The 3,533-nt window shown below is 71.3% G+C and carries 4 protein-coding genes and 1 pseudogene; 3 read left to right on the top strand and 2 right to left on the bottom strand.

Annotated elements, in window-relative coordinates:
- Nucleotides 1–103 (top strand): annotated as a pseudogene (locus G3I40_RS47300) (spermidine synthase-like protein); the annotation flags it as partial.
- Here G3I40_RS47300 and G3I40_RS22460 read toward each other — a convergent pair.
- Both G3I40_RS22460 and G3I40_RS22455 read right to left on the bottom strand, forming a co-directional pair.
- A complete protein-coding gene (locus G3I40_RS22460) occupies nt 90–1,379 on the bottom strand; it encodes an MFS transporter (protein ID WP_164303936.1) in 1,290 nt (429 codons plus the stop codon). The pseudogene G3I40_RS47300 and the gene G3I40_RS22460 overlap by 14 nt on opposite strands.
- Nucleotides 1,380–1,431: 52 nt before the next feature.
- Nucleotides 1,432–2,523 (bottom strand): hypothetical protein, encoded by a 1,092-nt coding sequence (locus G3I40_RS22455; RefSeq protein ID WP_164303935.1) that lies wholly within the window; start codon nt 2,521–2,523, stop codon nt 1,432–1,434.
- 147 nt (nt 2,524–2,670) lie between these two features.
- Here G3I40_RS22455 and G3I40_RS22450 point away from each other — a divergent pair, with 147 nt between their 5' ends.
- Entirely contained in the window at nt 2,671–3,108 is a 438-nt protein-coding gene (locus G3I40_RS22450; RefSeq protein WP_164303937.1) for a DUF4442 domain-containing protein, read from the top strand.
- Nucleotides 3,109–3,346: 238 nt separating this feature from the next.
- Nucleotides 3,347–3,533: hypothetical protein (locus G3I40_RS22445; RefSeq protein ID WP_164303934.1), on the top strand; the 187-nt coding region annotated here is incomplete at its 3' end.

Below are 3,533 nucleotides of genomic sequence, written 5' to 3'. Positions count from 1 at the left end.
CGGCGACGGGCTGCGCCGTTTCGTCGGCGACGCGCAGCCGGTGACCGACGCGGACGCGGTGGCCTCGCCGGAGCCGCCCGGCGGCTCGTTCAGCGTGGGGTGACCTCGGAGTCGAGGGGCGTGGACGCGGCCGACTCCACGACCACGGCGGGCGGGCGGCGGCGCAGGTTGCGGACGTCCGGGACGAACAGGACCGCGGTCGTGGCAAGCACGACGAGGGCCGCGCAGCCCCACAGCGCCGGGGTCCGCCCGAACGCCGACTCCGCGGGCCCGGCGAGCGCCGTCGCCAGCGGCACCATCGCCACCGAGCCGAACCAGTCGTAGGCCGAGACGCGGGAGAGCTTGTCCTCCGGGATCTCCTGGTGCAGGGCGGTGATCCAGGAGACGCCGAATATCTCGATCGTGACGCCGCTGACGAACATGACCACGACCAGCGCACCGATCGGCACGGGAACCGCCAGGGCCGCCGACGGCAGCGCCAGCGAGAACACCGACAGCGTCGCCGCGAACAGCAGCCGCTGCGGTTTCCAGCGCATCATCAGCAGCCCGCCGAGGATCGTGCCGACGCCGAACGCGCCGAGCGCGAGGCCCCACGGCCCGGCCCCGCCCAGCTCGTCGCGCGCCACGAGCGGCCCGAACACCGACTCGGCGGCGCCCACGACGGCCACCACCACGGAGAACTGGGCGACGATCGTCCACAGCCACGGCCGCCCGACGAACTCCCGCCAGCCGTCACGCATGTCGGCGAGCAGCCCGCTGCCCGGCTGCCGCGGTGCGATATGACTCACATCGAGGAACGCGCGCAGGGCGCCTGCCACCACGAACGCCGCCGCGTCGACGGCCAGCACCCAGCCGGGGCCGATCGCGGCGACCATCGCCCCGCCGAGCGCGGCCCCGCCGACCGCGGCGCCGGACATGCTCATCCGGAACATCGCGAACGCGCGGCTCGCCTGCTCCCCGGAGACCGAGGCCATCAGCATGCCCTCGGCCGCCGGGTTGAAGAACGCCTGCCCGGTGCCGCCCAGCGCGCTGAGCGCCATCATCTGCCACAGCTTCGGGTCGCCCTGCAGGACGAGCAGCGCGAAGGCGCCCTGCGAAAGGAAGTTGAGGGCGTTGGCCGCGACCATCACGTGATGGCGCGGCATCCGGTCGGCCACCGCGCCGCCGACCAGCAGGAAGATCACCAGGAACAGCGTGCGGGCCGCCGCCACCAGTCCCACGTCGCCGCCGGAGCCGCCCGTGTCCAGCACGGCGAACGCCGACGCGATGAGCGCGCCGTGCGCGCCGAGCGTCGTGATGAACGCCGCGACGGCGAGCAACGAGTAATTGCGCCCGGCCCAGGCGGGCCGGCGGGAGGGCGGGGAGGCGGCGGAGGTCACTGAGGGACTATCGCCGCCGCACGCCGATTTGCCAAACCGTTGACGTGGCGGTTCAGGACGTCGTCGGGTCCTTGTAGTAGCGGACCGAGCTGAGGATCTTGTCGATCGTCGCGTCGTCCAACTCGTCCTTGACGCCCTTGGCGCCCCACAGGTCCCAGGACACGTAGTCGCCGTCCGCGTTCTGGAAGGCGAAGACGACGGCCTTGCCCTCGCTGGCGCACTTGCCCTTCTGCGGCGTCCCTTCGGAGTGCGCCTTGATGAGGCTGCCCTTGACGCCCTGGGCGTTGGTGAAGTCCGTGGGCTTGTCCACCTTCACCGCCTTGATGGACGGCTCGGTGTATCCGCCGTAGATCCACCACGGCACCCGGTTCTCGGCGGCCTCCGCCGCGGTCTTGGCGCCGTCCTCGCCGCGCGTGCCGACACCGGCGAGCGAGGTGTCGTCCTTGTTCCCGTCCTTGTCGGCGTCGTCGGAGCACCACTTGGACTTGTACTCGGCCGGAGCGGACACAGTCGTCATGCTGTGCGACTTCTTGTTCTTCTTGTCCTTGTAGTCGTACTCGAACCCGATGATCTGGTCCGAGCCGCCCGCGCTGACCTCCCAGCCCTGCGGCACGTCGAACACCGTCTTGTGCTTGGTGTTCACCACCGGCTGCCAGCCGGGGATGATCGGCTGCACGGCGTTGTCGCCGCCGCGCGGGTTGGCGCCGGCCGACGCCGACTCGGTGGGCTTCTCGCTCGCGGACTGCGAGGCGGCCGGCGACTTCTTGTCGCCGCCCTTCGCGTCGTCGTCCTTGTCCCCGCCGAGCACCAGGAATCCGGTCACCCCGGCCGCGACGACGACAGCGGCCGCCGCGACGATCGCGACGATCTTCGTGCGGTTGCCCCCGCCGCCCTGGTTCGGCGGCTGCGGCGGGCCGAGCGGCGTCGTCGGCGCGTTCCACCCCGGCTGCTGCTGGTACGGGTTCGGCTGCTGGTACCCCGGCTGCTGGTAGGGGTTGGGCTGCTGGTACCCCGGCTGCTGGTACGGGTTCGGCGTCGGCTGGGACGCCGGCGTCGGTGGATTGTTGGGATTGTTCGGGTAGTTGGGGTTGTTCGGGTCCTGCGGGTTCTGCTCGCCCCCGGGCGGCTGCTGTCCTGGCCACATGGCCGTAAACGATAGAGGGTCGTGAGGCCTTCGGGATCCCCGCCCTGTACCGGACGTGCAACGGTTCCGCTTCCGCTTCCCGCTCGCGCACGAGGATGGCCAAGATTGCTACCCACGGGTAACATTCGGGTCATGAGCGCAGACCAGATGTCGATCGGCGAGATGCTCGCCGCCACGGTGCCGATGGCCCGGACCCTGAACCTCGAGTTCGTCGAGACCACCCCCGAGAAGGCGGTCGTCGCACTCCCGGACCAGGCCGACTACCACAACCACGTCGGCGGCCCGCACGCCGGCGCGATGTTCACGCTCGGCGAGTCCGCGAGCGGCGCCATCGTGCTCGCCGCGTTCGGCGACCAGCTGGCCCGGGCCGTCCCGCTCGCCGTCAGCGCCGAGATCGCGTACAAGAAGCTGGCCATGGGCCCGGTCACCGCCACGGCCACCCTCGGTCGTCCGGCCGCCGAGGTCGTCGCGGAGCTGGACGCGGGCCGGCGCCCGGAGTTCCCGGTGGCCATCGCGATCACGCGCGCGGACGGGGCCGTCACCGGCGAGATGCGGGTGGTGTGGACGCTGCGTCCCAACGGCTGACGCGCGCGCCTCGACGGCGAAGGCGGGTGCCGCCGACCGGTCCGGTCGGCGGCACCCGCCTTTCTTCGTTCACGCCATTGACACGAGTCAGTGGCGGTCATAGTTTCCGGCTCGGTTCCGCAGTTTCTAACGGTGCGTCAAGTCCGTTTTGTCGCATAGGGCGTTCACGAGTCGAACGCAGGGGCTCGTGCGCAAGGACCCGTACGCAAGGACGCGTACGTGAAAAGGAGTGACAGCCATGCCCGACGGGATGTCCAGAAGATCTGCTCTGCGGCGGATCGGCGGTGCCGTCGCGGTCGCCGCGGCCGCCACCACCGGCCTGCCGGTCCCCGCGTCGGCGGCGACGTCGAGCAGGGCACGCCACGGCGCCGGGCCACGCGTCGAGTCGCTGCTCGCCAGGCTCAGCCTCGACGAGAAGCTCACGT

Source organism: Streptomyces sp. SID14478 (genome assembly GCF_010548525.1).
Lineage (GTDB): Bacteria > Actinomycetota > Actinomycetes > Streptomycetales > Streptomycetaceae > Streptomyces.
Note: the sequence above shows the minus strand (reverse complement) of the source record. Positions and strands in the feature narration are given on the sequence as shown.